General features: G+C 59.4%; 1 pseudogene. It reads right to left on the minus strand.

Annotation, left to right across the window (positions count from 1 at the left end):
* Positions 1-241: pseudogene (locus tag AACY49_RS31385) on the minus strand (IS3 family transposase); the annotation flags it as partial.
* Positions 242-360: the final 119 nt, after the last annotated feature.

Here is a 360-nt window from a genome sequence, read left to right on the forward strand (position 1 = left end):
CAAAACGCTTCTCCACGCTTTCCAGCATCAAGTCGCGGATATCATCGCCGCTGTACCCGGTCGGGCTCGCGACCCAACCGATGGCTTCGCGATCACAGCAATCCAGGGCGAAGGTCACGCTCAGTTTCGCGCCGTCCTCGCAGCGGAACTCAAAGCCGTCCGAGCACCAACGCGTATCGCTGTTTTCCACGGCAATACGGCCTTCGTGCCGACGCGGCACGCCGGGCTGTTTGATCGTAAGCGCTCCATGAACCCCACATTCAAAGCGCTTAGCTGATCCCGGATGCTGTGCTCCCGATTCCCTCAGGAGCCAGCCCGCCATGATGCGACCCGATGCTAAAGTCGAAAAAGTCTATCTCT

The organism is Pseudomonas sp. EL_65y_Pfl2_R96 (assembly GCF_963970905.1).
GTDB lineage: Bacteria > Pseudomonadota > Gammaproteobacteria > Pseudomonadales > Pseudomonadaceae > Aquipseudomonas.